Here is a 23,875-nt window from a genome sequence, read left to right on the forward strand (position 1 = left end):
GATCCTCACGGATTGACCGGCAGACCGGTGGCCGCACGGCCGTCCGCCCGCGATTCGGCGCTGTGGACGTCACCACGGCGGCCGTCCTCGACCAGCGCGCTGCGCCGGGCCGCTGCGTTGTCGCGCAACGCGGCGTAATAGTCCGGCGATGTCTCGAGCTGGTCGGTCAGCGGCAACGCGCGCGACCGCCCGTCTACGATGCCAGCTACCGTCGCGGTGGTATTCAGCGTCGAGACCGTGTCGGAGTTGTCGCCGAGCCGGTTGAAAGAGAACGTGAGGATACGTCCTACCGAGTCGCGCACGTTCGAGGATCCGAACACAGGTAGTTCGACCGTGTGCCCCGGGCCCATGCCCCAGACGCCGAAAGTCTGGCCAAGGTCAGCGTCATGCCTCGGCATGCCCCAACGGTTGGCCACATCGAAGATGCCTGCGACGCCGACAGTGCTGTTGATAATGAAGCGCCCGGCGGTATTCAGCGAACGCAAGGTGTTCGCCTGCAGGATATCGTTCGCGAACACGAGCGGCTCCCGCAGGTTCTGGGCAAAGTTGCGCACGCCGTTGCGCACGGGCCGCGGGAGGTGCCCGTAGCCGCGAGCCACGGGCCGAAGCACCGCCGTATCCAGCGCCCGGTTGAAAGCAAACACCTTGCGGTTGATCGGCTCGTCATGGGGAGCATCCTTCTTCACGCCATGGGAGCAGGCGGAGAGGACAAGCAACGTCGCGGCGGCGGCGCTGAAGCGCACCGGCGCCGCAGGGGCGACCAGCAGGGAACGGCGGGACATTGGCATGGGGACACTCGCGGCAGAAGGGGTGCCGCAGAGCTTCACGAGCGCTTGCGTCCCGCGTTTTTCCGGTTCGCGTCCAGCCGTTCACAATATTTCAGGCCAGAAACAAATGACACGGCCATGGCGCAAGCGGCTATAAATGGCCTTCAGCAGCATCACCCGGGCCGACCATGCAACGCCTCCTCATCGTGGATGACGACGAAGAAATCCGCCCCCTTCTCCAGCGGTTCTTCCAGCGGAGCGGGTTTGAAACCGATACCGCGGCATCGGGCGCGGAAATGGATGCGCGCCTGGCGCGGGGACGTTATGACCTCGTTATCCTCGACGTGATGCTTCCGGACGAGGACGGCTTCAGCCTGTGCAAGCGGCTGCATGCGGCCGGCGGCACGGCCATCATCATGGTCACCGGCGTCGTGGAATCGACCGATCGCATCGTTGGCCTGGAGTTAGGCGCGGACGACTATGTCACCAAGCCGTTCGATGCACGCGAGCTGCTCGCCCGCGTCCGCGCGGTGCTTCGCCGCGCCGAAGCCTCGTCGACTGCCATGGCGCCGGGCGCATCCCCTACCTACCGGTTCAGCGGGTGGCGGCTGGATATCGTTCGTCGCGAGCTGCGATCGTCCGATCACACGCTCACACCCCTTTCCGGTGCTGAATTCGAGCTTCTCGTCGTTTTCGCCCAACACCCTCGCCGCGTGCTCACGCGCGAGCAACTGATCGACATGGCACGCGGCCCGCGCCATGAAGCCTTCGATCGCAGCATCGACGTGCAGGTGAGCCGGCTGCGAAGAAAGATCGAAGAGGATCCTGGCGATCCGGAGATCATCAGGACGGTGCGCAACGTCGGTTACATGTTCAACGCGACTGTCGAGCGCGCGTGATGCCTCTGCGCCGCTGGGCTTCCGATACGATCGGTCGCTGGTTCGCCATCAACATCGTCGTCGCCGTGATCATCGCGGCAGCCATGAACGCTGCTTTCGCGGCATTTGCGGGCGTCTGGGCCAGGCCCGGTCTTCTCGAAAGCGGTGTCGTCGACCAGGCGGTCGCCGTCGCCCGTGTCCTCGATGGTTCGCCACCCGCATGGCGGCCCAGGCTCGCTGCCTCGGCCAGCAACGAGCTCTACCTGGCAACCTGGTTCCCGGACGATCGTGCGCTTCCCATTCCCATTGCTTCGTCCGCTTTCCACGCCGGCGGCGACAAGATCCGGGCGATGCTGGGCCGCCCTGCAGCACGCGTCGTCGCCTACGAGCCTGGCGACCTTGATCCCCATGGTCGCCCCGAAGCCACCTACGGCCTGGCCATCGGCTTATCGGACGGCTCATGGGTCCGCTTTATTGCCCCCGAACGAAGCTGGGGCCTCAGCCGGTCAGGGCGGACCCTGCTGACCGGAAGTTTTGCGGTGATATGCAGCCTGCTCGTCGCCGCCCTCGCCAGCCGACGCCTTGCAAGGCCCATGGAACGCTTTGCCAGGCAGGCACAACGCTTCGGTGCCGACGTCAACGCGCCACCGCTGGAAGCCTCGGGGCCTGTTGAGATCCAGGTGGCCGCCACCGCGTTCAACGAGATGCAGGCACGCGTGCAACGCTACGTCGCCGACCGCACCGTCATGCTGGCGGCGATTTCCCATGACCTGCGCGCCCCCCTCACCCGCATGCGCCTGCGCGGTGAATTCATCGAAGACGACGAACAGCAGCGCAAGCTGTTCCGCGACGTGGATGAAATGCAGGCGATGGTCGACGCATCGCTCGACTTCTTCCGCGACGATAACGAGCAGGAGCCGATGACCAGGTTTCTCCTTTCCGAGCTCATCGACACGGTGCTCGACGATTTCCGCGATGCCGGTCACGACGTTGCCTTCGAATCGGCGGGCAGCGTGACCTACGCCGGGCGGCCGCTGACCCTGCGACGCGCGATCGCCAACGTGGTCGATAACGCGGTCAAGTATGGTGGCCGCACCGTGGTGCGGCTGCGCTCCGATGATGCCGACGTGGAGATCCTGGTGGATGACGATGGCCCTGGTATCCCCGAGGAACTGCGCGAAGCGGTATTCCGACCGTTCTACCGGATTGAAGGTTCACGAAACCGGATGACCGGAGGCGTAGGCCTTGGGCTCGCCGCCGTGCGCTCTGCCGTCCGCGGCCATGGCGGCGACATCGTGCTGGAGGGGCGCCCGGGTGGTGGCCTGCGCGTGAGGATCCGGCTGCCCACGATCGCGGCAGGCTAGAGAATCCATCGGCACCAGCGTGGACATGGCTTAGTCCCATACTGGTGCAACCCATGCCACGGCTCCGGCGCAGGTCCCGTGCCAGGCCGTTGCGCCGCACTGGCTTCAGCTCATCTGGTCGCGCTGGCACGCATCCTGCCTTAGCTACCCCATCCAACCACATGGGGAGCCCGGCCGATGAAATGGATCAACGCGATCATCAAGCCGTTCACGCTGGACGATGTGCGGGAAGCCCTCGCGGAAGTGGGCGTACAGGGCATGACGGTGACCGAGGTGAAGGGGTTCGGGCGCCAGCATGGACACACCGAGCTGTATCGCGGCGCGGAATACGTCGTGGATTTCCTGCCCAAGCTGAAGATCGAGATCGCCGTTACCGACGAGCAACTGGAGCGGGCGGTCGAAGCGATCAGCACGGCCGCGCGTACCGGCAAGATCGGCGACGGCAAGATCTTCGTCATCGATCTCGAGCAGGCCATCCGGATCCGCACGCAGGAGGTGGACGGCGATGCGCTCTAAGTCCTTCCGCCTGATCACTGCCATGGCGGCTGCCGCGCCGCTCGCCGCATTCGCCCAGGGCACAGCCCCTGCAAAGCTCGACAGCGGCGATACCGCGTGGATGCTCACCGCGACCATGCTGGTGCTGCTCATGACCATTCCTGGCCTCGCCCTGTTCTACGGCGGCATGGTGCGCGCGAAGAACCTGCTGTCGGTACTGATGCAGTGCTTCGCCATCACTGCCCTGGTGACCGTGCTCTGGGTTGTCTACGGTTACTCGGTCGCGTTCGACACCACCGGGATGGCGGCCGGCAATACCGGGCTGCACTCCTTCGTAGGCGGCCTTGGCCACGCCATGCTCGCTGGCCTCCAGCCCGGCAGCCTGTACAACACGGTGCCTGAAGCCGTCTTCGTGATGTTCCAGATGACCTTCGCGATCATCACGCCGGCACTGATCGTCGGTGCGATCGCGGAACGCATGAAGTTCTCCGCGCTGCTGGTATTCACCGGGTTGTGGTTCACCTTCGTCTACCTTCCGGTCGCCCATATGGTCTGGGGCGGCCCGGGCTCGTTCCTGGGCGATCTCGGCGTGCTCGATTTCGCCGGCGGCACCGTGGTGCATATCAACGCGGGCATCGCAGGCCTCGTCGGCTGCATCGTGATCGGCAAGCGTCGCGGCTACCCGAACACGCCCATGCCGCCACATAACCTTGGCTACACGCTTATCGGCGCCAGCATGCTCTGGCTGGGCTGGTTCGGCTTCAACGCGGGCTCGGCCGTCGCGGCGAACGGGAGTGCAGGCATGGCCATGCTGGTGACGCAGATCGCCACCGCGGCGGCGGCGATCGGCTGGACGGCCGTCGAATGGCTCACCCATCGGCGCCCGAGCGTGCTGGGCATCGCCTCCGGTGCCGTGGCCGGCCTGGTTGCGATCACGCCGGCTGCCGGCACCTGCGGCCCCGGCGGTGCGCTGGTGCTCGGACTCGCCGCGGGCGTCGTGTGCTTCTTCTGTGCGACGCGACTCAAGCGCAGGCTCGGCTACGACGACTCACTGGATGTGTTCGGCGTACACGCCGTGGCCGGCATCCTGGGCGCGTTGCTCACGGGCCCGCTCGCCGCCCCTGCCCTCGGCGGCTTCGGTACCGTCACCGACCTCGGCCTGCAGCTCTGGATCCAGTTCAAGGGCGTCGCATTCACCGTCGCATACAGCGCGGTGCTCAGCTGGGTGATCTTCAAGGGCATCGCATTGACGATGGGCCTGCGCGTCGATGAGGAACAGGAACAGATCGGCCTCGACATCGCCTTGCATGAGGAGAAGGGTTACAACCTTTCCTAAGAATCGGCTCATAACGAATGCTTGATAAGGCCCGGCATTGCCGGGCCTTTTTCGTTGCGCTCACGCGACCGCAAGTGTGCCGTTAACTCCATGATTTGAGCGACATTGCTGCAGGTGCCGCAGTGTCATCAAACGTACACGGAGGTTTGACACGCAAGTTGGCGCGACCTAGAACCGGGGCTCGCCACGCGTTTCGACAGCTTCCCGCCGGGGTAGGGCGATAGCTGGAGAACAGGCGAAACGCGCGAGCCTTCCCCACAGGTTCGCTCAATCCGTCACCAACCAAGAGGCCCTTGAGTACAGGGGCCCGGCAGGGGCTTTGCATGTCGAAAAATCACTCCACTCGCCTGTTCACGCGCCCCACCGCGCTGGCACTGGCATTGGGCCTCGCGGCCACCGGTAGCGTATACGCACAGTCAAACGCCTCTGGCGTCATCTTCGGTCGCGTCTCGGCCGACCAGGGCAATATCGTTCACCTGCAGAATGTGGACACCGGCCTGGTTCGCGATATCGCGGTGGATGCGGAAGGGCGTTATCGTGCGTCTTCGTTGCCTGTGGGCCGTTACAACGTCTCCGTGATGCGCGACGGCGCGACCGTCGGCACGCGCGAGAACATCTCCGTGCAGGTGGGTAGCGGTACCGATGTATCGTTCGTGAGCGCCGCGGCGTCCGCCTCCGATGCCGCCACGCTGGAAGGCATCCAGGTCACCGGCACCGCCCTCCCCTCCATCGATGTCTCCTCCGTGGATTCGCGCACCGTGCTGACCGCGGAGCAGCTGCAGAAGCTGCCGATCGCGCGTGATGTCACTTCGGCTGCGTTGCTTGCGCCCGGCGCCGTGGGTGGCGATGAGCGCTACGGCAACGTGGCGTCGTTCGGCGGCGCTTCGGCGGCGGAGAACCAGTATTACGTGAACGGCTATTCCGTCACGAATGCCCTGACCGGCCTTGGCCTCATCAGCCTGCCCTACGATGCGATCGACCAGCAGCAGATCTTTACCGGCGGCTACGGCGCCGAATACGGCCGCTCGACCGGCGGCGTCGTCAACATGATCACGAAGCGCGGCGGTAACACCTGGAAGGCCGGCGGCCAGGTCATCTACACCCCCGAGGCCCTGCGCGATTCGCCGCGCGATATCTACCTGCGCAACGGCCAGCTGTACCAGGACCGCAGCAAGAACAAGAGCTGGCAGACCGAGTACTCCGCGTACATCAGCGGCCCGCTGATCAAGGACAAGCTGTTCCTGTACGCCACGGGTGACTTCATCCGCACGGAAGGCTTCACCCGCGGATCGACCGCGGCGGCCACCGACGCGAACTACACGACGAAGACCAACCGCTACCTCGCGAAGATCGACTGGAACATCAGCGACAACCACCTGCTCGAGCTCACCGGCTTCAGCGACAAGACCACCGACCAGCGCGACATCTACGGCTACAGCTACGCCACGGGCAACCGCGGCGCGTACCGTGGCTCGCTGTACACGAAGAACTACGGCACGGCGGGCGCCACGCCGGGCGGCGATGTCTACATCGGCAAATACACCGGCTACCTCACCGATAACCTCACGGTGAACGCGCTGTACGGCAACAGCACGACGAAACACCAGCAGGTCACCAACTCGGTCGGCGGCGAGTGCCCGCTCATCACGGGCAACTTCAACGAGGGTGGCCGTACGGTGTTCCCGCCGAACTGCTACCTGCAGGGGCAGATGCTCGCCTCCGGCGCCGAAGACAAGACGCACGGCTGGCGCCTGGACGTGGAATACCGCCTTGGCGACCACGACCTGCGCGCGGGCCTGGACAACCAGACCCTGGAGTCGTTCGCCGGCAACTTCTACGAAGGCCCGGATTCGGGCCGCGAGAAGGGCGGTGCCTACTACTGGACCTACGGCACCGCACCAGCTAGCGGCAAGGTGGAGGGCTACCCCGATGTCCAGCTGCCACCGGGCGGCCGCTACGTCCAGCGCGTCTATTTTTATGCCGCATCCAACGTCAAGACCGTACAGGAAGCGCAGTTCATCGAAGACCACTGGCAGGTCAACGACCGCTGGATGGCTTACCTGGGCCTGCGCAACGAGCAGTTCAAGAACGTCAATGGCGCTGGCGATGTCTACGTCAAGCAGCGCCACCAGCTCGCTCCGCGCCTCGGCCTCACCTGGGATGTGTTCGGCGACTCCTCGCTGAAGGTGTACGGCAACGCCGGCCGCTACCACCTTGCGATCCCCTCGAACGTCGCCGTGCGCGCCGCCTCGGGCTCGTACTTCCTGCGCCAGTTCGGCACCTTCGACAGCATCGATCCGGTCACCGGCATTCCCGTCGGCTTCGTGCCCAACGGTCGCGAATACGCCTCGAACGGCCACGACGGTACGAATCCTGACCCGCGCACCATCGCGGCCAAGGGCATGGATGCGTACTACCAGGACGAATACATCCTGGGCTTCGACAAGCAGCTGGGTAGCGACTGGGCTGTTGGCGCCAAGGCCACCCTGCGCAAGCTGAAGAGCTCCATCGATGACTTCTGCGATTCGCGCCCGTTCGAGAACTGGGGCGAGCGCAACGGCGTCGACATGAGCAACGCCAACATCTCCGGCTGCTACCTGTTCAATCCCGGCAAGAGCAACACGTTCCAGGTAGACATGGATGGCCAGGGCAACTTCCGCGACGTGACCCTGAACAAGGGCGACTTCACGAACAACGGCGTAGGCTTCCCGGATCTGAAGCGCAAGTACTACTCGCTGAACCTGTACGCGGAAAAGCAGTTCAACGAGAAGTGGTACGCGAAGTTCGACTACCTGTTCTCGCGTAGCTACGGCAACTCGGAAGGCATGCTGAAGTCCGACATCGGCCAGCGCGATCCGTCCGTCACCCAGGACTGGGACGCACCGGAAATCATGGTCGGCTCCAACGGCCCGCTGCCGAACGACCGCACCCATCAGTTCAAGGCCTACGGCTTCTACCAGATGACGCCCGAGTGGCTGTTCAGCGCCAACGTGGCCATTGCCTCGGGCCGTCCGGTGAACTGCATCGGCGTGGCGCCGGGCGATCCGATCCAGTACGGCGCGTCGTACTTCTACTGCGACGGAAAGGTGTCCCCGCGCGGATCGCGTGGCCGCCTCCCCTGGACCCAGCAGCTGAATATCGGCACCGAATGGCGCCCGGCGTTCGCCAACCACAAGCTTGGTTTCAACGTCGATGTGTTCAACGTGTTCAGCCAGCAGCGCCAGACCAGCGTCATCGAGGTCGGCGAAAACAGCGCCGGCGTGCCGGTAGCGACCTATAAGCGTGCCAATTCGTACAGCCAGCCGCGCTACTTCCGTTTCGCGGTGCGCTACGACCTGTAATCGCAAACGTGCCGCGCGGCCCTCCCACCGCGCGGCACATCTCCCCTTCTTGCGAGACCTTTCTCGACCCGGTGTGCAAGCCGGGTTTTTCTTGGGTGCGGGTTACGGCCTGACGGCGGTGACTTCAATCTCGACCAGGAAATTCGGGCTGGCCAGCGCCGCGACCTGCATGGCGCTGCGCGACGGCAGGTTCGGCTGCTGGGCGGTACCAAAGAACTGTGTGTAGCCGGCCATGAAGCCGGCGAAATCCATCTTCCCACCCTTCGCCGGATCGCCCACCAGGAAGACCTGCATCTTCACCACGTCACCCATCGACAAACCCATGCCCTTGAGCTGCTTGTCGATCGAGGTGAGGACGCCGACCGTCTGCGTCTTTGTATCGCCGTACGCCTGCGGCGAGTCCTTCGCGGCGCTGGTATCGGCCACCGGGGGTACCACGCCACTCAGGAACACCAGGGTCTTCCCTGCGGGCACTTCCACGGCAGCAGCAATGGGGAACGTGCTGTTCGGAATCTTGTGGCGCACCACATCGGCGGCGAAGGCGGGGGCGGCGAGCAGGCAGCCGGCGGTGGCAGCTAGGGCGAGCGCGTGGAGGAACGTCTTCATCGGGAATCCTCGGGTTTCGGCGGGGGCGGACGGAAAGCCTTGACCTGCTCGGCGGTGAGCGCGTCGGTGTAGTGGTTACCAAAATGCGTGCGCACGTAATTGACCACGTCGGCGACCTGCTGGTCGTTGAGCAGCATCCAGAACGGAGGCATGCCACCTCGGCCATTCATGACCATCACCGCGGGATACGCGCTGGAGGCCAGCTTGGGATTCGACGCCAGTGCAGGGTAATGTCCCGCGCCCACCGCGCCTTTGGCGTCGGGCATGTGGCAGCCCTGGCAGATGTGGGTGAAGATCTGCTCGCCGGTGATGTGTGCCGCGTCCTTTGCCTGCAGGAACGCCGGGTCATTCGCCTGGGCGTGAACGGAGCTGGACATAGCGACAAGCAGCCATGCTGCCGTGAACAAGCGCGCGCTCATGCCGCACCCCCCCGCGACCGCCTTCCGGTGCAGCTGGTCGATCGCCGCCAGCGAGGAAAGGATCGCGCCCTCCTGCCATGCAGGGAGGTACGAAGCGTGCTCGCCGGCAAGCACGATCCGGCCATCGAGCGAACAGAGGTTGGCGTAGTGCTGTTCGCGGGCCTGGTCGGTCCACCAGCCGAAGCAGCCCAGCGTCGATGGCACGCGATGCCACGCCACGGCCATGCCGCTTTCGAACTCCTGCTTGTACTGCGGGTGGAGCATGCTCCCGTAGTCAAGCGCCTTCGCAATGCGCGTAGCCGGGTCCAGCGAGGTGAACTCGTAGGCCTCGGCGAAGAACGCGTACGCGCCGAGCAGCACGCCCTTCTTCGAGCCGATCCCGTGGCTTGGGTAGGCAATCATGCCGATGGGTGTCGTCGAGGTGCTCACGCCGCCATAGATTCGGTCATCCTCTTCCCAGAAACGCCGCTTGAACTGCAGGCCCACCTTGGCCGAGGCCATGTAGGGCACCGCGGAGATCGCGGCGACTTTCTCAGCGGACACCTGGATCGGGATCTGGCTGAGGATCGATAAAGGGATCGTGCACACGCACCAGTCAGCCCTCGCCTGCAACGGACGACCCGGCTTGCCCGTGTCTTCGTAGGTCACCGTGACGCCGCCGGCGTCCTGGGCGATACCGGTGACCTTGCTGTTATAGCGGATGACCTGGGGGCCGATCTCGCGGACAAAGGCCTTGCCGATCGCGTCCATGCCGCCCACCGGTTGCAGCAGCGTCGTCTGGTATTCGTACAGCGCGCTCATCCCCAGTTGCTTCCAGAGTCCGGACTTCAGCAACTCGGAAATGCCCACCGGCTGGGAGAACCCGGGCTTGCCGTCAGGGCCACCACCCGGTTCCTTGGCGTAACCACGGTGCTCACTGCTGTCATGCCCGGCCACGTAGCGGAACTGACTGTCGAGGCCACCGAACTGGCGCAGCGATTCGAGGAGGATCTCGCGATCTTCCTTCGTCACGATCTCATCGAGGGCGCCCTTGCCCGACGCCTTGGCCAGCAGTTCCGCGATGCCGCCATGCCAGTCCGACTGGACTTCGCGAAGCCGCAGCGGCTTGCCGCCGAACGCCTCCGGGTTGTGCATGTACGCGTTGTGGTTCACCTGCACGAACGGCTCGAGCTGTATGCCGAACCGATGGCAGTAATCGAGGACGCCCGTGTGGTGATACGGGATGCGCCAGGGGCCGGGGTTGAAATACAGGCCCTTGTCGAAGCGGCAGGTCTGCGTGTGGCCACCCAGCTCGGTGTAGGTATCGCCGCCGCGCAGCGTCCAGTTACGTCCGCCGGCGCGCCCGTTGTATTCGAGGATCTGCACCTTGTATCCGGCCTTGCCGAGCTCGAAGGCGGCGACGAGGCCAGCAAGTCCTGCCCCTAGGATCAGCACGCTGCCCTTGCCCGTGCCCTGCAGGGGAGGCGGCCTGCGGTAGGTGGATTCCGCGGCGAAGCCCAGGTTGGTCATCGCCTGGTACATCAACGCGCTGCCGCCGGCGACGCCGATCATGCGCAACAGGTCGCGCCGGCTCATCGACGCGGGCGGGTTTTCGCTCCCCATGCCACTACCCCTTCGCTACCCCGATGGCACAGATAACCATAGGCCGGGTCGCCCAACAACGTGCCGCAAGGCATAGCACCGCGCTGGTGCTATGACAGCACCCGGCAAACCCTCTAAGCTGGCTCGATCCACCCAGTTGAACACCCGTATGACCGCTACCGACGACCGTGCCACCGCCCGCCTCGCCTGGGCCCGCCACGCCACCGGCCAGGCCGACCTGGCACTCGAGCCCGCGTCGGCGGACGCCAGCTTCCGCAGTTACTGGCGCGGCTACGTGGATGACCAGCCGGTCATCATCATGGATTCGCCGCCGGAGAAAGAGGATCCGGCGCCGTGGGTGGCGATCGGCAAGCGCCTGCACGACGCGGGCCTGCACACACCGACGGTGATGGTCGCGGACCTCGAGCAGGGTTTCTTGCTCATCGAAGACCTGGGCACGCGCACCTATCTCCCGGAGCTCACGGACGCCACGGCCGATGCCTTGTACGGCGACGCGCTCGACGCCCTGCTGCGCATGCAGATGCATGTCGATACCACGGGCCTGCCCGCGTTCAACCGCGAGTGGCAGGTCATGGAAATGGAGATCATGCCGACGTGGTTCCTGCAGAAGCACCTGGGCGTGTTCGTGGAATGCGAACAATGGGATGTGGTCGAAAGTGCATTCGGTGCGATCCTGCACGCGCTCGCCGAACAGCCGCGCGCCTTCATGCATCGCGATTACCACAGCCGCAACCTGCTCATCACGCATGACCGGTCGCCCGGCGTGATCGATTTCCAGGGCGCCATGTCAGGCCCGATCACCTACGATCTCGCGTCACTGCTGCGCGATGCGTATGTGGTGTGGGACAACGAGCGTGTCGAGGGCTGGGTGGAGGCATACCGCCTGCGCCTGCTCGACGCGCGCCTGCTCGACGAAACCGTGGATACCGACCGCTTCCGCCGCTGGTTCGACATGGCCAGCCTGCAGCGCCACCTGAAGATCCTCGGTTTGTTCTGCCGTCTTTACTATCGCGATGGGAAGGCCGGTTATCTGAACGACCTGCCTCGCGTGCTCAAGTACGTACTGGACATCGCGCGCCGCCATGCGGATGTGGCGCCGCTGGCTGACCTGATCGTCGAGAAGATCGGCGACCGCGATATCCGCGTGCCGGTGCAGGCATGAGACATGCGCTGATCCTGGCCGCGGGCCTTGGCGAGCGCATGCGGCCATTGACCGATACCACGCCAAAGCCTCTGCTCGAGGTGCATGGCAAGCCGCTCATCGTGCACCACATCGAGAAGCTTGCCGCAGCCGGCATCAACTACATCGCGATCAACACCTCGCATCTCGCCGATCAGTTTCCCGACGCGCTCGGTGATGGCTCACACTGGGGTGTGCGCCTGCGTTACTCGTATGAAGGGCCGACGCCGCTGGAAACCGGCGGCGGCATGCTGAAGGCGCTGCCCTTGCTGGGGAGCGATCCGTTCATCGTGGTCAGCGCGGATATCTGGAGCGACATCGATTACGCCGCGTTGCCGTTGCAGCCGGAGGGCGTCGCCCATCTCGTGATGGTGCCTAACCCCGATTTCCATCCGGCGGGCGATTTCGCGCTGCTGGGTGGCAAGCTCTACGACGAGGATGCGCCAGAAGGCGCCGAGCGGCTGACCTTCGGCAATGTCGGCGTTTACCGGCCGGAGATCGTCGCGGGCGAGGCGGCCGGGAAGTTCAAGCTGGCCCCGATGTATCGACGCGCGATCGCCCAGGGGCGGTTGTCGGGCGAGCGTTACGACGGGTTCTGGCGGAACGTGGGGAACCCGGCGCAGCTGGAGCAGCTGCGGGCTGAGGTCAAGTAAGCGACGGCTTCTTCGCTTCGTTGGGTATCGCGCGCAAGCGCGCTCCCACAAGGGCTTTGTCGCTTCGTTGGCTATCGCGTAGGAGCCCACCCTGTGGGCGACGCCGTTCGCGAGGAAGCCGCAAAACCTGCAGCGTTAGCGCGAAAGGCGTCGCTCACAGGGTGAGCTCCTACCGCGATGCTTTTACTGGATGGTTTCGGAGGCGATTTCGCGGAGGCGTTCGCGCCCCAGGGCGAAGGCCTCGTTATATGCACTGGTGACGTCGCTGAAATCGATGGTGCCGGTACCGGCGTCGATCTCTTCGCCTATGTGGTCGAGGATGCGAAAGCTCGACCGGTAAACCTGCTCACCCGCTGCATCATGGTGCTTTACCGCGCGGGCAACGACCCTGAACTTGCTGTGATTTTCCACCGTGTTTCTCCCCCCTGGGAGTCTCTGAAACTACCGGGGTATCGTGACGGTTTCAAGTGAATTCCATTTCCGGGTGACAAAACGGTGTCAGCGCGGCCGGCTCAGTTCGCCTGCCCCGCCATCGCCGTCGCTTCGGACAGCGCCGCCTTGGCGGCATCGTGGGTCATCACGACGATGCTGATACGGCGATTGATCGCCGACGCCGGATCGTTCTTGTCGAACGGCACGGACGCCGCGAGGCCGACGACACGCGCCACCTTGTCGGGTTGCATGCCACCATCGGTCAGCGTGCGGCGGGCCGCGTTCGCTCGATCGGCCGAGAGCTCCCAGTTGCCATACTGGCTGTCGGCGCGGATGTACGGCGCGCTGTCGGTATGGCCCGAGATGCTGATCTGGTTCGGCACCTGGTTGATGAAGCCGGCGAGCTCGTGGAGGATCTGCACCGTATACGGCTTGAGCGCACCGCTGCCCGTATCGAACATCGGGCGGTTCTGCTTATCGACGATCTGGATGCGCAGGCCTTCCGAGGTGATGTCGATCAGCAGCTGATCCTTGTACGGCGCCATCGCCTGGCTCTGCGCGATCGCCTGCTGCAGGTCTTTCATCAGCTGCTCGAGCCGCTTCTTTTCCTGCTCCTTCGCGATCTTCTCCGCGTCGGCCGACGTCGCCGGCTTGGCGAACTTCTCCTGGTCGCCCGGGCCCTTCGGCAGATCCATCGCGCCGCCCAGCTTGATCATGCTGGTGCTGGCACCGCCCGGACCCATCTTGCCCGAGGGCGCCATGGTCGACTGCCCCTGGGTCAGGCTCGGGTTCTTGAAGTATTCGGAGATGGCCGCGCGCTGCTGCTTGGTGCCTGCGCCGACGAGCCACATGACCAGGAAGAACGCCATCATCGCCGTGACGAAGTCGGCGTACGCCACCTTCCACGCGCCGCCGTGGTGGCCGTGGCCACCCTTCTTCTTCCGGCGGACGATGATGACTTGCTTGAGCTCGGTCATCGCGGCTTACCGGGCGGCCTTCAGGTGGCCTTCCAGGTCCTGGAAGGTCGGGCGGCTGGACGAGGTGAGCGACTTGCGCGCGAATTCCACGGCCACCATCGGGTTGTAACCGCGCAGGTTGGCCAGCAGGGCGACCTTCACGCACTCGAACGCCTTGCCGTCGGCATGGGCGCGCGCTTCCATCGCCGCGGCGAGCGGGCCGATGAAGCCGTACGAGAGCAGGATGCCCAGGAAGGTACCGACCAGCGCGCCCGCGATGTGCTCACCGATCACCGCGGCATCGCCGTCGATGGATTTCATGGTGATCACGATGCCGAGCACCGCGGCCACGATGCCGAAGCCCGGGAGCGCGTCGGCCATCTTCTGCACCGCCATGGCGGGTGCCGTAGCCTCGTGGTGGTGCGTTTCCAGCTCCACGTCGAGCAGCGATTCGAGCTCGTGCGGATCCATGCTGCCGCCCACGATGAGGCGCAGGCAGTCGGTGATGAAATCGACGAGGTGGTGCTCCGCGACCAGGCGCGGGTAGGCCGTGAACAGCGAGCTGTTCTCCGGGTTCTCGATGTGTTCTTCCATGGCCAACTGGCCGTCCTTACGCATCTTCACGAAGATGTCGTACAGGAGCGACAGCAGGTCCACGTAATCCTGTTTCTTGTACTTCGGGCCCTTGAGCAGGCCCATGGCGTCGCGCGCGGCGTTCTTCACGAGCTCCATGGAGTTCGCGCTGACGAACGCACCGATGGCGCCGCCAAAGATGATCAGCAATTCATAGGGCTGCCACAGTGCAGCGATGGAGCCGTGCGAAAGCACGTAACCACCCAGCACCGAGACCAGGACGACGATGGCACCAATAATGACGAGCATGACTTCTACTTCCTCCCAGTCGGATGGCTTATCGGCCGCTGGGGCGCGAAGTTGAGGGATCCCGTCACGCTTTCTACACGAATCACGCAGCGCCGGTAAGCGCTCCCGCATAGCGCGGAAAAACGAGCCGAATACGCGTACCGATACCGGCGTCGCTTTCGATCTCCACGCCACCGCCGGCCTGCGCCACGGTGCCGTAGACCTGGGCCAGGCCAAGGCCGGATCCGCCCTGCTTGGTCGTGAAGTACGGCTCGAACAGCCGCTCCCTGACTTCATCCGACATGCCACCGCCGGTATCGGCGACGCACACGAATACCTGGCGCGCGGGCAGGCGCTCACGCAGGCTGTCCGCCATGGCGTCCTCGAGGAGCCGGTCGCCCACCTGCAACACGATGGTGCCCATGTTGCCCATGGCATCGCGGGCGTTGAGGCAAACGTTCATCAGGGCCTGTTCGACGCCGTGGCGGTCCACCCAGATGGGCAGCGCCCCCGGCTGGCGCAGCACCTCGATGCCTACCCGCCCGCCCATGCCGTGGCGCGCGAAGTCGGCGAAGCTCTCGACCAGGTCGCCCAGGTCGATCGGCTCGGGCCGCGAGGGCTGGTTGCGGGCGAAGGCCAGCAGGCGGCGGGTCAGTGCCGTGGCATGCCTGGCACCTTCGACGGCATAGGTGAGCATGCGCCGCTGGTGGGCGGTCAGGTCGTCGGCTTCGTCCTGGAGCCCGGAGAGGCTCACGATCACGGTCTGCAGCATGTTGTTGAAGTCGTGGGCGATGCCACTGACCAACTGGCCCACCGCCTGCTGCTTCTGCGCCTGGTGGGCCGAGGCCTCGGCCAGCTCACGGGCGCGCCCGGCCATCTCGAGCTGCTCGCTCAGGCTGGATAGCCGCATCTCGGCATCGCGCCGCGCGTAGTGCTCGTGCTCGAAGCGCTCCATCAGGGTGCCGTACTGGGTGGTCGCGCTCGCCGAGCGCGCCACGGACTCGTTCAGGCGCTCCTGGAGCAGTTCGTTGATCGACTCGAGGGCCGCCTGGAGCTCGATCCGCTCGGTGACGTCCCGGCTGATGACGATGAAGTGATCCAGGGTGTCGTCGGCCACGACCGGCGCCACCATCACCTCCCACCAGCGGGACGAGCCATGCGCGGTGCGGCGGGGGCTCACGAAATCGACCCGCTCGCCAGCGGCGGCGCGATCCAGCACCCGCGCCACCATGTCCCGCGCCTCGGCGGGCCACAGGTCGAGCCAGCGGACGCCCACGAGCCGCTCGGGCCCGTCGGGAGCCAGCGACATGCAACCCAGCCCCGCGACGAAGCGGATCACGCCGTCACGGTCGAGTTCCTTCATGCAATCGGCGGATGACTCGACGAACTGCCGGTACCGCCCCTCCCCTTCACTCATCGCCGCTACCCCTGGCCCGTCGGATGGCGCTGTACACCCTTATGACGCGCCGCACGGCCGCCTCCTGTCAAGGCGAATCTGTCACGCCGCTACCACGGCGAAGGGGCGAGAGTCGCGCCCATGAAGGACCCAATCGTGACCCCACCCGCCGCGCCGGTCCTGATCGTCGAGGATGACCGCAACGTGCTCGACATCACCAGCTTCGTGCTCGAGTCCGCTGGCTACCCGGTGCTCACCGCGATGAACGCCGAAGAGGCCCTGCTGGTCCTCGCCGGCCACCCCGAAGTGGGGCTCATCCTCACGGATGTGAACATGCCCGGGCAGATGGACGGCATCGACCTGGTCAGGCGCCTGCGGGAATCGGGCAACCCGGTGCGCTGCGTCGTGGTCTCGGGCGACGCCCTGCACGCGGCAGACCGGCTCGGTGATCTCGCACCCTTCCTCGCCAAGCCGTACGACCGCCGCTCGCTGCTGGGTGCGGTCCAGGCGGCGCTGGTGGCCTGATATCAGCGCGCTTCGAGTCCGTCAGTCGGCTTCGGCTTCGGACTCTTTGTCGTCGTCGAACCCGGTTTCGCCCTCGGCGAATACCGGTGCGCCGTCGTCTTCCACCCCGATGACGAGGCCGAGGGCCTTTTCGGCAGCCGCGGCCGCACTTGCCTCGTCACGGAAGCTGCGGTTCTCGTACACGGCGAAGTAGCTGGGGTAGCTGCCATCGGCAGGATGTGAAGAAATCAGCGCGGTGTAGCGCGACCCTTCACGGGTGGCGGCGCTGCGGAGGGTGAAGTTGATGAACTCGCGTTCTGCCATGTCTGGATAGGTCGGTAGGGCCAGCCGTAGCGGCGTTTTGGAGGGCGCATTTATGCGCGGTGAAACGGTGTGACGGCGCATGCCGCAACCGTAAATCTGAGTGTACGCCGGGGTTTGGGGGCGTTCTTGCATGCAAGTCCTTACCCTGTCAAGGAAGCCGTTCAGCATTCCGGCACTTGCCTGTCTTATTTTTGTAGGGTATTTCCTACACCAAGCGACCTCACAAAGCATTCACGAAGGTCGTGAAACAGGGGAAAGGGCAGCATCATCATGAACGTCATCACCACCACGGCGCCGTCGCGCGGCCTTGCGTGGACCGTAGCCACCGTACTTGCGGTGGCTGGCATCGTCGGCCTGGCTCTGGCACCGCGCGTCGCGGCCGCCATTCCCAAAACCGCGATCCAGATGGTCTACGCCTGGCTCTGCTGTTCGCTCGTGGGCTCCGCGTACGTCGTCGTCACGCTTGCGAACGATGCGGAAGGCGCCAACGAGGACAGCAAAGAGTTCTGATCCCAAGGCCGGGACGTACATGCGCAAAGAAAAACCCGCCTTCCGGCGGGTTTTTCCATTCCGGGGTACCGCGACGCTTACGGGCGGCGCTCCAGTTCCGGGTCTTCCTTGGCACGCGGCATCAGGTCCTGCTTGGACACGCCCAGCCACAGGAGGATGGGGCTGGCCACGAAGATCGAGGACAGCGTACCCACCAGGATGCCGATGAGCATGGTGATGGCGAAGCCATGGAGGACCGGGCCGCCGAAGAAGAACAGCGCCGCCATGGTGATGCCGGTGAACAGCGAGGTGATGATGGTTCGCGACAGCGTGCTGTTGATCGAACGGTTCAGCACCTCTTCCGGCGTGGCGTTGCGGCTGGAGCGGAACAGCTCGCGGACGCGGTCGAACACCACCACCTTGTCGTTGATCGAGTAACCGACCACCGCCAGGACCGACGCAAGCACCGTCAGGTCGAACTCACGCTGGGTCAGCGCAAAGATGCCCAGGGTGACCAGCACGTCGTGCACCTCGGTCGCGAGCGCCGCGATGGCGAAGCGCTTTTCGAAGCGGATCCACAGGTAACCCATGATGCCGACGATGACGAAGATCACCGCGTAGATACCGTCGGTGCGCAGTTCCGCGCCGACCTGCGGGCCGACGAAGGACTTCTGCTTCATCGTGGCATCCGGACGGACCGACTTCAGGGCCGCCATGATGTCGTTGGACACCTTGGTCGCGGCTTCGTCGCCGGTGAGGCCCGAGGAACCGTGGTCGTCCTTCGGCTGCAGGCGCACCGCGACTTCACGGGTGCCGCCCACGGCCTGCACCAGCGGATTCTCGAGGCCAGCCTTGGTCAGCGCCTGGCGCACGTCGTTCGTGTCGACCGGGCTCTGGTAGGCCACGTTGACGGCGACGCCGCCGACGAAGTCCTGGCCGTAATTGAAGCCCTTGCCGACGATGAGCACGATCGAGGCGACCATGAGGAAGATCGCCAGGCCGATGCTGAAGCGGCGCAGGCCGAGGAAGTTGAAATTGGCGTTGTGGTTGAAGATTTCCATGGCGTATGTCCCCTCAGACCGACAGGGTCTTGAGCTTGCGGCCGCCGTGGATCAGCGCCGTGATGGCATGAGTGACGGTCACCGAGGTGAACATCGAGGTGAGGATACCGATGAACAGCGTGACGCCGAAGCCCTTGATCGGACCCGAGCCCATGGTCATCAGGCCGAGCGCGGCCAGCAGGTGGGTCACGTTCGCATCGAGAATCGTGGCCCACGCCTTGTCGTAACCCGTGCGGATCGAGGCGAGCGGCGACGAGCCGTTGCGCAGTTCCTCGCGGATGCGTTCGCAGATGAGCACGTTGGCGTCGATCGCCATGCCGAGCGTCAGCACGATACCGGCGATACCCGGCATGGTGAGCGTCACGCCGATGGCCGACATGACGGCGACCAGCAGCACCAGGTTGAAGAACAGCGCGACGTCGGCGACCAGGCCGAAGAGCTTGTAGTAGATGGCCGCGGCGAGCAGCACGAGGCCGAGGCCGAGCATCACCGCCTTGAAGCCCATGTCGATGTTGTCGGCGCCCAGGCTGGGGCCGATCACGCTTTCACCGACGATATCGACCGGCGCAGCCAGCGAACCACCGCGCAGCAGCAGCGCCAGCTCGGCGGCTTCCGAGTCGGAAGGCAGGCCATTGGTCTGGAACTGCTTGCCGAACGGGCCGCTGATGTTGGCCTGGTTGATCACCTCTTCCGTGATCTTCGGCGTCTTCACTTCCTTGCCGTCGACCATCTTGGTCTCGAGCGTACGCGTGACGTAGAGCACCGCCATCGGCTTGCCGACGTTGTCGTTGGTGAACTCCTGCATCTTGCGCGCGCCCGCCGAGTTCAGCGTGACGCTGACGTTCGGCGTGCCGTTCTGCGGATCGCGGCCGGAGCTCGCGGTGACCAGCTCATCGCCGCTGGCGATGATCTTCTTGCTGAGCAGGTACGGAATGCGGTGGTCGCGGTCGAAGTACAGCTTGGCGTCCGGCGGGATGCTGCCCGTGCGGGCGGCTTCCATCGCGCGTGCCGAGTCGTACAGGCCGGCGCGGTACTGCAGCGTCGCGGTGGCGCCGATGAGCTTCTTGGCCTCGGCGGTATCCTGCACGCCCGCCAGTTCCACGATGATCTGGTTGGCGCCCTGCTGCTGGATCAGCGGCTCGGACACGCCGAGCTGGTTGACGCGCTGGCGCAGCGTGGTGACGTTCTGGGTGATCGTGCCCTGCGCAAGGTCGCGCAGCTTGGCCGGCTTGACGACCGCCGTGAGCACGTAGCGGTTATCGCCCGAGGCGCCATCGGTGACCGCCAGGTCCGGATAGTCGCTGCCAATGAGCGTGGCCGCCTTCTGGCGGTCCGCATCGGTGCGCAGCACCGCGGTGATGCCCTGGCCGCGTGCGTTGCGGTTGACCGAGTCGTACTGCACGCCCTTGTCGTGCAGCAGCGCGCGGATGTCATCCGTGTAGCGGTTTTCCTGGGTGTCGATGACGCTGTTCTGGTCCACTTCCATCAGGAAGTGCACGCCACCCTGCAAGTCGAGGCCCAGGGGCATCGAGTTCGCATGGATGGAGCGCAGCCACGACGGCACGGTGGAGGCAAGGTTCAGCGCCACCGTGTAGTTGTCGCCGAGGCCCGTGCGCAGCGCATCGGACGCCTTGGCCTGCTGGTCGACATTGCCGAAGCGCGCCAGGAGGCGGCCGTCCTTTTCGTTCACGTCGACCGCCAGGGCCGGCACCTTGGCGGTGGCCAGCAACGCATCGACCTTGCTCTTCAATGTCGCGTCAACCGCCGCGCCGCGGTTACCGGAGATCTGCACCGCCGGCTGGGGCGGGAAGACATTCGGCAACGCGTAGACGATGCCGACCAGCAACACGATCACAACCAGCGCGTACTTCCAGCGTGGAAAATCACTCATGCCTTACATTCCGTGGGAGCGGCCGCCCGGCGGCCGCGGCTGACGCGTCTGAGAGAAAACTCAGTTCTTCTTGAGGCTGCCCTTCGGCAGCACCTGGGTGACGGCACCCTTCTGCATCTGGACGACCACGCCCGGCGCGATCTCGACCTTGACGAACGAATCGCCCACTTCCTCGATGCGACCGGCCAGACCGCCGTTCATCACCACCTCATCGCCCTTGGCCAGGGCGGACAGGAGGGCGCGATGCTCCTTCTGACGCTTCATCTGCGGGCGGATCATCATGAAGTAGAAGACACCGAACAGCAGCGCCATGATCAGAAGCTGCGACACACCAAATGCGCCCTGCGGGGCGGCGGCGCCCGTGGCCTGGGCGATGGCGGCGTGGGTCAGAAGGCTCATCAGATTTCTCGCAAGTCATGGAACGGCCAAGCAAAAAGCGACCGCTCACGTAAAAAGATCGTGGATTATGCCACGCCCCCCGGCGGCCGTGTACCGCGCCAGTCCAAGGCTTTGGGGGCGCCCCGGGCGCCCCGCAAGGCCTTATACCCCGTCGACCTCGCCCTTGCGGCGCGCTGCGTAGAACGCCATCACGAAATCGTCGAGGGTCCCGGATTCGATCGCTCCACGCAGCCCGGCCATGAGGCGCTGGTAGTGGCGGAGGTTATGCATGGTCGCCAGCTGGCTGCCGAGGATCTCGTTGCAGCGATCCAGGTGGCGGAGGTAGGCGCGGCTAAACCCGTTGGCGCAGGCGTAACAGTCGCAACCCTCCTCGATCACGCGCGTATCGGTCGCGAACTTCGCGTTACGGATGCGCAACGTGCCGGCATCCGTGAACAGGAAGCCGTTCCGCGCGTTGCGGGTCGGCATCACGCAGTCGAACATGTCGATGCCGCGGCGCACGGCCTCGACGATGTCCTCCGGCCGGCCGACGCCCATCAGGTAGCGCGGGCGCTCCTTCGGCAACAGCGGCAGGGTGAAGTCCAGCGTGTGGTTGCGCTCCGCCTCGGGCTCGCCCACCGCCAGGCCACCCACGGCGTAGCCATCAAAGCCGATATCCACCAGCTGCTCGACCGAGCGGCGGCGCAGGTTCTCGTAGGTGCTGCCCTGGACGATGCCGAACAGGTTGTTCGGGTTCTTCAGGTCGTTGAAGGCACGGCGCGACCGCTCGGCCCAGCGCAGGCTGAGCTCCATCGAGTCCGAGGCCACCTTCTCCGTCGCCGGGTACGGGGTGCACTCGTCGAAGATCATGGCCACGTCGGAATCCAGCACCGTCTGGATCTGCATGGACACTTCGGGCGAAAGGAAGACCTTCGAGCCATCGACCGGGGAGGCGAACGTGACGCCTTCTTCGGTGATCTTGCGCTTATGCGCCAGCGAAAAGACCTGGAAGCCGCCGGAATCGGTGAGGATCGGCCGATCCCAGCCGATGAACTTGTGCAGGCCGCCGAAGGCGCCAACGATGTCGAGGCCGGGCCGGAGGAACAGGTGGAACGTGTTGCCAAGGATGATCTCGGCGCCGGTGTCGCGCACGTCGCGCGGCGTCATGGCCTTGACCGAGCCATAGGTACCCACGGGCATGAACGCGGGGGTTTCCACGGTGCCGCGGCCGAAGCGCAGGCGGCCGCGCCGCGCCGCGCCATCGGTGGCGAGGAGTTCGAAAGGGAGGTTGCTCATCCGCCCATTCTACCCCGTCTGGCCAGGCCGCCCGTCACCTAAAGGTTCCGGGGAATCAGCCGATTCTTACGACACACAGGAGCGCGTCCACGACGGATGCCGCCCAGGCCCCCGGAGGACCTGCCCTTGATCATCCAGCCGACCAGCCTCGCCGCCCAGCTTTGGGCCGGCGCGGCCGCGGGTACCACGGCAGCCACCACCCAGACCTGGGCGGTGGGTACGCTGCTGTCTGCCCGCCTGCTGGCCCAGGTCGACGTGGGCAAGGTCCTCCTGGATATCGGCGGCATGGCCGTGGAGGCGGATGCGGCGGGTACGTCCCTGCCCCAGCAATTCCAGGTGCGCGTGATGACCCAGGGCGCCCAGCCGCAGCTGGAGGTGGTCGTCGGCAACACCGATGAGCGCGTGGCCATGCAGGGCCTGCGCGAACGGCTGCCCATGCAGAACGGTTACTCACAGCTCCTGAGCGTGCTCTCCGCCCTCGCCCGGCGGCCGGTCGCCCGCGTGCTGCCGGAACCGCTGCGGACCGCCCTGGCGACGCTCGAGTCCTCGATCAGCAAGCCAGCGGACCTGGGCACGCCCGACGGCATGAAGCAGGCGATCGCGAAGAGCGGTGCCTTCCTCGAAGCCCACCTGGCCGAGGCGCAGCACGACGCGCCGGCGACCGACGATTTCAAGGCGGCGTTGCTGAACCTGCGCCGTGCCCTGAACGACATCCCGCAGACGCGCCAGGCGATGATCCAGGCGCCCTCGCGGCCGTTCACCGACACCCCGCCGCCGCTCGCGCAGCGCGCCCTGGTCGCGCAGCCGCGCGCACAGGAGCTGCTGGCGGATGAAGACACCGCGGATGGGCTCGTCGCGCACCTGCGCACCGATGTGCGCGCCGCGCTGTCGCGCGTGGAGATCGGCCAGCTCGAATCGCAGCCGCAGGCAGGCCTGTGGATGGTCGAGATCCCGCTGACGGGCGTGCGTGGTTACGACGTGCTCCAGCTGCGCATCGAGGAAGGCAAGCCTTCCGCCGCGGAACCCGATGGCATGTGGACCGTGGGCTTTGCGATCGACCCGCCGACGCTGGGCGCCGTGCAGGGCGAGGTGCAGTTGCGCGGGTCGCGCGTCGCCGTGCGCCTCTGGGCGCAGTACCCGGAGACGGTCGCGCGCCTCGAGAATGAATTCACCACGCTGCGCCGCGTGCTCGAGAAGAGCAACCTGCAGCTCGATCACTTTGCCTGCATGCACGGCCTGCCCGTGCCGACGAGCGCCTATAGCGCCGTCCTCCTCGAAGCACGCGCATGACCCAGCAGCTCCCTTCCCCGCGCCGCAGCGTCACGCTGCGGATGGCCTCGCCTACCAGTCAGGGCAACACCCAGCGCATTGACGCCGATGGCGTGAAAGCGCTGCTCGAGCGTGCCCAGTCCCTGGGCCTGGCACCGCATCTCGATCCGCAGGTGGCCACGCTGCTGGCCGCGGTGCGCTTGCGTGATGACGTGCCGAAGGAGTTGTACGCGGCGCTCGCGGCGGTGGTCGGGACGTTGTTGAACGCTACGCACGATTAGGCGTACGGCGTCGCCGCTTCGTAGGCTATCGCGCGCAAGCGCGCTCCCACAGCGCCGATGCCCCTGTGGGAGCGCGCTTGCGCGCGACTAATACAG

General features: G+C 65.4%; 22 protein-coding genes and 2 pseudogenes. 11 read left to right on the forward strand and 13 right to left on the reverse strand.

Features of this window, described 5'->3' with window-relative positions; all coding sequences use genetic code 11:
- Nucleotides 1-5: 5 nt before the first annotated feature.
- Nucleotides 6-788 (reverse strand): MlaA family lipoprotein, encoded by a 783-nt coding sequence (locus tag ACZ6YI_RS01960; protein ID WP_465777190.1) that lies wholly within the window; start codon nt 786-788, stop codon nt 6-8.
- Nucleotides 789-955: 167 nt separating this feature from the next.
- On the opposite strand from ACZ6YI_RS01960, the gene ACZ6YI_RS01965 reads away from it, so the two are divergent.
- From ACZ6YI_RS01965 to ACZ6YI_RS01985, 5 genes are all read left to right on the forward strand, one after another.
- On the forward strand, nt 956-1,666 hold the full coding sequence (locus ACZ6YI_RS01965; protein WP_465777191.1) for a response regulator: 711 nt from the start codon (nt 956-958) through the stop codon (nt 1,664-1,666).
- Entirely contained in the window at nt 1,666-3,009 is a 1,344-nt protein-coding gene (locus ACZ6YI_RS01970) for an ATP-binding protein (protein WP_465777192.1), read from the forward strand. Before ACZ6YI_RS01965 ends, ACZ6YI_RS01970 begins: the two co-directional genes overlap by 1 nt.
- Nucleotides 3,010-3,186: 177 nt before the next feature.
- On the forward strand, nt 3,187-3,525 hold the full coding sequence (locus ACZ6YI_RS01975; protein ID WP_036110894.1) for a P-II family nitrogen regulator: 339 nt from the start codon (nt 3,187-3,189) through the stop codon (nt 3,523-3,525).
- Nucleotides 3,515-4,840, forward strand: coding sequence for an ammonium transporter (locus ACZ6YI_RS01980; protein WP_465777193.1), 1,326 nt, complete (start codon nt 3,515-3,517; stop codon nt 4,838-4,840). Before ACZ6YI_RS01975 ends, ACZ6YI_RS01980 begins: the two co-directional genes overlap by 11 nt.
- A gap of 323 nt (nt 4,841-5,163) precedes the next feature.
- Entirely contained in the window at nt 5,164-8,181 is a 3,018-nt protein-coding gene (locus ACZ6YI_RS01985; protein ID WP_465777194.1) for a TonB-dependent receptor, read from the forward strand.
- A 102-nt stretch (nt 8,182-8,283) separates the two neighbouring features.
- Here the strand turns inward: ACZ6YI_RS01985 and ACZ6YI_RS01990 are convergent, their stop codons facing one another.
- The 3 genes and pseudogenes from ACZ6YI_RS01990 to ACZ6YI_RS02000 form a co-directional block, all read right to left on the reverse strand.
- On the reverse strand, nt 8,284-8,787 hold the full coding sequence (locus ACZ6YI_RS01990; RefSeq protein ID WP_465777195.1) for a RidA family protein: 504 nt from the start codon (nt 8,785-8,787) through the stop codon (nt 8,284-8,286).
- The gene (locus ACZ6YI_RS01995; protein ID WP_465777372.1) at nt 8,784-9,206 is read right to left on the reverse strand and encodes a c-type cytochrome; all 423 of its coding nucleotides are present in this window, start codon (nt 9,204-9,206) and stop codon (nt 8,784-8,786) included. The genes ACZ6YI_RS01990 and ACZ6YI_RS01995 overlap by 4 nt, the downstream gene beginning before the upstream one ends.
- 6 nt (nt 9,207-9,212) lie before the next feature.
- Nucleotides 9,213-10,781, reverse strand: a pseudogene (locus ACZ6YI_RS02000) (flavin monoamine oxidase family protein); the annotation flags it as partial.
- A gap of 175 nt (nt 10,782-10,956) precedes the next feature.
- Here ACZ6YI_RS02000 and ACZ6YI_RS02005 point away from each other — a divergent pair.
- Entirely contained in the window at nt 10,957-11,970 is a 1,014-nt protein-coding gene (locus ACZ6YI_RS02005; RefSeq protein WP_465777196.1) for an aminoglycoside phosphotransferase family protein, read from the forward strand.
- A complete protein-coding gene (gene murU / locus ACZ6YI_RS02010) occupies nt 11,967-12,641 on the forward strand; it encodes an N-acetylmuramate alpha-1-phosphate uridylyltransferase MurU (protein WP_465777197.1) in 675 nt (224 codons plus the stop codon). Before ACZ6YI_RS02005 ends, murU begins: the two co-directional genes overlap by 4 nt.
- A 183-nt stretch (nt 12,642-12,824) precedes the next feature.
- Here murU and ACZ6YI_RS02015 read toward each other — a convergent pair whose 3' ends face one another.
- From ACZ6YI_RS02015 to ACZ6YI_RS02030, 4 genes and pseudogenes are all read right to left on the reverse strand, one after another.
- The gene (locus tag ACZ6YI_RS02015; RefSeq protein WP_465777198.1) at nt 12,825-13,052 is read right to left on the reverse strand and encodes a hypothetical protein; all 228 of its coding nucleotides are present in this window, start codon (nt 13,050-13,052) and stop codon (nt 12,825-12,827) included.
- A 128-nt stretch (nt 13,053-13,180) separates the two neighbouring features.
- Nucleotides 13,181-14,050, reverse strand: a pseudogene (motB, locus tag ACZ6YI_RS02020) (flagellar motor protein MotB); the annotation flags it as partial.
- A gap of 6 nt (nt 14,051-14,056) precedes the next feature.
- Nucleotides 14,057-14,911 carry a flagellar motor stator protein MotA gene (gene motA / locus ACZ6YI_RS02025; protein WP_440326401.1) on the reverse strand — a complete coding sequence of 285 codons (855 nt, stop codon included), beginning with the start codon at nt 14,909-14,911 and terminating at the stop codon, nt 14,057-14,059.
- 82 nt (nt 14,912-14,993) lie between these two features.
- The gene (locus ACZ6YI_RS02030; RefSeq protein WP_465777199.1) at nt 14,994-16,307 is read right to left on the reverse strand and encodes an ATP-binding protein; all 1,314 of its coding nucleotides are present in this window, start codon (nt 16,305-16,307) and stop codon (nt 14,994-14,996) included.
- Nucleotides 16,308-16,427: 120 nt separating this feature from the next.
- Here ACZ6YI_RS02030 and ACZ6YI_RS02035 point away from each other — a divergent pair, with 120 nt between their 5' ends.
- Nucleotides 16,428-16,811, forward strand: coding sequence for a response regulator (locus tag ACZ6YI_RS02035; protein ID WP_465777200.1), 384 nt, complete (start codon nt 16,428-16,430; stop codon nt 16,809-16,811).
- Nucleotides 16,812-16,832: 21 nt separating this feature from the next.
- On the opposite strand, the gene ACZ6YI_RS02040 is transcribed toward ACZ6YI_RS02035, so the two are convergent.
- Nucleotides 16,833-17,195, reverse strand: a complete 363-nt coding sequence (locus tag ACZ6YI_RS02040) for a hypothetical protein (protein WP_465777201.1) — start codon at nt 17,193-17,195, stop codon at nt 16,833-16,835.
- A gap of 189 nt (nt 17,196-17,384) precedes the next feature.
- On the opposite strand from ACZ6YI_RS02040, the gene ACZ6YI_RS02045 reads away from it, so the two are divergent.
- Nucleotides 17,385-17,624 carry a hypothetical protein gene (locus tag ACZ6YI_RS02045; protein WP_465777202.1) on the forward strand — a complete coding sequence of 80 codons (240 nt, stop codon included), beginning with the start codon at nt 17,385-17,387 and terminating at the stop codon, nt 17,622-17,624.
- A 77-nt stretch (nt 17,625-17,701) separates the two neighbouring features.
- On the opposite strand, the gene secF is transcribed toward ACZ6YI_RS02045, so the two are convergent.
- From secF to tgt, 4 genes are all read right to left on the reverse strand, one after another.
- Complete coding sequence (gene secF / locus ACZ6YI_RS02050) at nt 17,702-18,664, reverse strand: protein translocase subunit SecF (RefSeq protein WP_465777203.1); 963 nt, start codon at nt 18,662-18,664, stop codon at nt 17,702-17,704.
- Nucleotides 18,665-18,677: 13 nt separating this feature from the next.
- Complete coding sequence (gene secD / locus ACZ6YI_RS02055; RefSeq protein ID WP_465777204.1) at nt 18,678-20,555, reverse strand: protein translocase subunit SecD; 1,878 nt, start codon at nt 20,553-20,555, stop codon at nt 18,678-18,680.
- A 60-nt stretch (nt 20,556-20,615) separates the two neighbouring features.
- Nucleotides 20,616-20,954, reverse strand: coding sequence for a preprotein translocase subunit YajC (gene yajC, locus ACZ6YI_RS02060; RefSeq protein WP_465777205.1), 339 nt, complete (start codon nt 20,952-20,954; stop codon nt 20,616-20,618).
- A 141-nt stretch (nt 20,955-21,095) separates the two neighbouring features.
- Nucleotides 21,096-22,229 (reverse strand): tRNA guanosine(34) transglycosylase Tgt, encoded by a 1,134-nt coding sequence (gene tgt, locus ACZ6YI_RS02065; RefSeq protein ID WP_440328630.1) that lies wholly within the window; start codon nt 22,227-22,229, stop codon nt 21,096-21,098.
- Nucleotides 22,230-22,355: 126 nt separating this feature from the next.
- Between tgt and fliK the strand changes: the two genes are divergently transcribed.
- Together fliK and ACZ6YI_RS02075 are read left to right on the forward strand one after the other, a co-directional pair.
- Nucleotides 22,356-23,519 carry a flagellar hook-length control protein FliK gene (gene fliK, locus ACZ6YI_RS02070; RefSeq protein ID WP_440328628.1) on the forward strand — a complete coding sequence of 388 codons (1,164 nt, stop codon included), beginning with the start codon at nt 22,356-22,358 and terminating at the stop codon, nt 23,517-23,519.
- The gene (locus ACZ6YI_RS02075; RefSeq protein ID WP_465777206.1) at nt 23,516-23,779 is read left to right on the forward strand and encodes a flagellar biosynthesis protein; all 264 of its coding nucleotides are present in this window, start codon (nt 23,516-23,518) and stop codon (nt 23,777-23,779) included. Before fliK ends, ACZ6YI_RS02075 begins: the two co-directional genes overlap by 4 nt.
- The last annotated feature ends 96 nt before the right edge of the window (nt 23,780-23,875 follow it).

The organism is Luteibacter sp. NPDC104163, from assembly GCF_055584245.1.

Excerpts from the sequence above, each read along its gene's own strand:
- ACZ6YI_RS01960 (WP_465777190.1), bottom strand. The coding sequence starts at position 788 with ATGCCAATGTCCCGCCGTTCCCTGCTGGTCGCCCCTGCGGCGCCGGTG.
- ACZ6YI_RS01965 (WP_465777191.1), top strand. The coding sequence starts at position 956 with ATGCAACGCCTCCTCATCGTGGATGACGACGAAGAAATCCGCCCCCTT.
- ACZ6YI_RS01970 (WP_465777192.1), top strand. The coding sequence starts at position 1,666 with ATGCCTCTGCGCCGCTGGGCTTCCGATACGATCGGTCGCTGGTTCGCC.
- ACZ6YI_RS01975 (WP_036110894.1), top strand. The coding sequence starts at position 3,187 with ATGAAATGGATCAACGCGATCATCAAGCCGTTCACGCTGGACGATGTG.
- ACZ6YI_RS01980 (WP_465777193.1), top strand. The coding sequence starts at position 3,515 with ATGCGCTCTAAGTCCTTCCGCCTGATCACTGCCATGGCGGCTGCCGCG.
- ACZ6YI_RS01985 (WP_465777194.1), top strand. The coding sequence starts at position 5,164 with ATGTCGAAAAATCACTCCACTCGCCTGTTCACGCGCCCCACCGCGCTG.
- ACZ6YI_RS01990 (WP_465777195.1), bottom strand. The coding sequence starts at position 8,787 with ATGAAGACGTTCCTCCACGCGCTCGCCCTAGCTGCCACCGCCGGCTGC.
- ACZ6YI_RS01995 (WP_465777372.1), bottom strand. The coding sequence starts at position 9,206 with ATGAGCGCGCGCTTGTTCACGGCAGCATGGCTGCTTGTCGCTATGTCC.
- ACZ6YI_RS02005 (WP_465777196.1), top strand. The coding sequence starts at position 10,957 with ATGACCGCTACCGACGACCGTGCCACCGCCCGCCTCGCCTGGGCCCGC.
- murU (WP_465777197.1), top strand. The coding sequence starts at position 11,967 with ATGAGACATGCGCTGATCCTGGCCGCGGGCCTTGGCGAGCGCATGCGG.
- motA (WP_440326401.1), bottom strand. The coding sequence starts at position 14,911 with ATGCTCGTCATTATTGGTGCCATCGTCGTCCTGGTCTCGGTGCTGGGT.
- ACZ6YI_RS02030 (WP_465777199.1), bottom strand. The coding sequence starts at position 16,307 with ATGAGTGAAGGGGAGGGGCGGTACCGGCAGTTCGTCGAGTCATCCGCC.
- ACZ6YI_RS02035 (WP_465777200.1), top strand. The coding sequence starts at position 16,428 with ATGAAGGACCCAATCGTGACCCCACCCGCCGCGCCGGTCCTGATCGTC.
- ACZ6YI_RS02040 (WP_465777201.1), bottom strand. The coding sequence starts at position 17,195 with ATGCGCCGTCACACCGTTTCACCGCGCATAAATGCGCCCTCCAAAACG.
- ACZ6YI_RS02045 (WP_465777202.1), top strand. The coding sequence starts at position 17,385 with ATGAACGTCATCACCACCACGGCGCCGTCGCGCGGCCTTGCGTGGACC.
- secF (WP_465777203.1), bottom strand. The coding sequence starts at position 18,664 with ATGGAAATCTTCAACCACAACGCCAATTTCAACTTCCTCGGCCTGCGC.
- secD (WP_465777204.1), bottom strand. The coding sequence starts at position 20,555 with ATGAGTGATTTTCCACGCTGGAAGTACGCGCTGGTTGTGATCGTGTTG.
- yajC (WP_465777205.1), bottom strand. The coding sequence starts at position 20,954 with ATGAGCCTTCTGACCCACGCCGCCATCGCCCAGGCCACGGGCGCCGCC.
- tgt (WP_440328630.1), bottom strand. The coding sequence starts at position 22,229 with ATGAGCAACCTCCCTTTCGAACTCCTCGCCACCGATGGCGCGGCGCGG.
- ACZ6YI_RS02075 (WP_465777206.1), top strand. The coding sequence starts at position 23,516 with ATGACCCAGCAGCTCCCTTCCCCGCGCCGCAGCGTCACGCTGCGGATG.